Annotated in this window: 1 protein-coding gene and 1 pseudogene; both read left to right on the top strand. The window is 56.6% G+C overall.

Translation table 11 applies throughout. The features are described 5' to 3' along the window. Positions 1–1292, top strand: a pseudogene (locus AB4043_RS23280) (TonB-dependent receptor); the annotation flags it as partial. A 93-nt stretch (positions 1293–1385) separates the two neighbouring features. Then, the gene (locus tag AB4043_RS23285; RefSeq protein WP_442300319.1) at positions 1386–2153 is read left to right on the top strand and encodes a glycerophosphodiester phosphodiesterase; all 768 of its coding nucleotides are present in this window, start codon (positions 1386–1388) and stop codon (positions 2151–2153) included. Positions 2154–2160 lie beyond the last annotated feature (7 nt).

The raw sequence follows: 2160 nt of genomic DNA on the forward strand, positions 1-2160 counted from the left end.
GTATCCAGTTTGCGGGGTATAACGGTGCTCCGCACAGCCTGAACCCGAATATCTATACAGGCATTCTGCCGCGTGCAGGCTTCAACTACCGGCTCTTCCGCAAGACGGTGGTTCGTGGTGGATACGGTATCTATCAACTGCCCAGCATCGGCTTCGGAACGGCAGGACTCACCTCGGCCTCGACGGTCGCGGTCAGCTTCCAGAGCTCTAACCCGGGCGTTACCGCGCCTTTCCAGTTGAGCCAGGGTGTTCCTCCGTATAGCCCGAACGCAGATGCGGATGGAAATCCGTTGATTCCAACCAGCTTGACCAAGCCTTCCTTCAGCCCGACACAACTGCCTCAGACTGCTGTACTGCCCTATCTGCAGGAGTGGCAGTTCGGCGTCGAGCATGACTTGGGTCATGAGTGGATTGCGGAGGTCGACTATGCCGGCAATCACGGCGTGCATCTGCCGATCAGCGTGCCCATCAACCAGATTCAGCCGTCTGCAAGCTGCTGCTTTGGCTTGAGCACGGCGCAGAGCTTGCGTCCCTACCCGCAGTTCCTGACGGTAACGGCGTTGAAGAACGGAGGCGCCACCTCCTATGCCGCCATGTATGCGACGCTGAGCCATCGCTGGAACAATGGTGTCTCGGTGCGCGCCGCCTACACCTGGGCGCGTTCGCTGGATGACGTGGACGGACCTTCGCGTGCGAATGCCGTGGGCGTACAGAATTACTATGACCTGCGGGCGCAGTGGGGAACGGCAATGAACAATATTCCTCAGCGCTTCTCGCTGTCGGCGGTCTATGCGTTTCCGGTTGGCGCAGGAGGGAAGTACCTGCAGAGTGTTCCTGTGCTGTCACAGGTGATCGGTCACTGGAAGGTARGCACGGTGGCTCAGTTTCAGAAGGGCTATCCGTACTTCATCACGCAGGCAAATCAGTTAGGTATCTTCTCGGGAGCCCAGTATGTCACCAAGGCTGGCGATCCGAACATTTCGCGAGGTTCGCGCACGGTTCAGAAGTGGTTCAATACGTCTGCCTTTGCCATCACTCCAGCGAATACGCTGGGCAACTCGCCACGGGCGGCACTCTATGGTCCGGGCCAGAATGTGTGGGACCTGAGCTTGATGCGAGAGATCCCTATACGGGAGCGTGTGGTCTTCGCACTTCGCGTGGATGCGCATAACGCCTTCAATCATCCGCAGTTCTCTGGACTTGGCACCAACATCAGTAATGCGAACTTCGGTCAGGTAACGGGAGCACAGGATCCGCGTTCGCTACTGATCGTCGGCCGCCTGCGCTTCTGAGGAAGACAAACATCAGTTATGAAAAAGGATTGTGTAAGAACGATGCATACATCATTAGGAAAGCTTCTTCTCTGCTGTATCTCCCTCAGTGGAATGGCCGTGGCTCAAACAGCATGGCAGCCGTTGGAGAGTGACGGCAAGATTCGGGTGATCGCTCATCGCGGAGAACACCTGCATCATCCCGAAAATACGCTGGCCGCATTTCAGTCTGCTATTGACGTGGGTGCGGACTATTTTGAGCTGGATGTCCGCACCACCTCGGACGGCAAGCTGGTGCTGATGCACGACAGTACCCTTGACCGTACGACAAATGGAACGGGCGAGGTGCACAAGCACACCTTCGATGAGATCCGCGCACTGGATGCAGGCTCGAAATTCTCACCTGCTTTTGCGGGAACCAAGGTTCCAACGTTCGAAGAAGCCCTTGACCTTGCCCACGGAAAGATCAACATCTACGTCGATACAAAGTATGCCGACCCGCAGCAACTGGTGGATACGATCGTGAAACACGATATGCAGGACCACGTCGTGATCTACGGCAATCCATTTTTTCTGTATGACGTGCGTAAGATTCGTCCTTCACTGAAGGTCATGCCGGAGGCTATTACACCGGATATCTGCAAGTTCCTTGTTCGCGGCTTGCAACCGCAGGTGATTGCTTTCGACGCTAACGACTTCAAAGACCCTGTGATCGATTGCGCGAAGGCCGCACATGCCAGCATCTTCGTAGATCGGCTGGGCGATGCGGATACGCCTGACGTCTGGCAGAAGGCACTCGATCTGGGGGCGGCGGGTATCCAGACAAATCGTCCAGCAGAGCTGGCCGACTGGCTGCGCCAGCACAAACTTGCTACCCACTAGCGTGGTG

The organism is Terriglobus sp. YAF25 (assembly GCF_052113305.1).
In the GTDB taxonomy this organism is placed as follows: domain Bacteria; phylum Acidobacteriota; class Terriglobia; order Terriglobales; family Acidobacteriaceae; genus Terriglobus.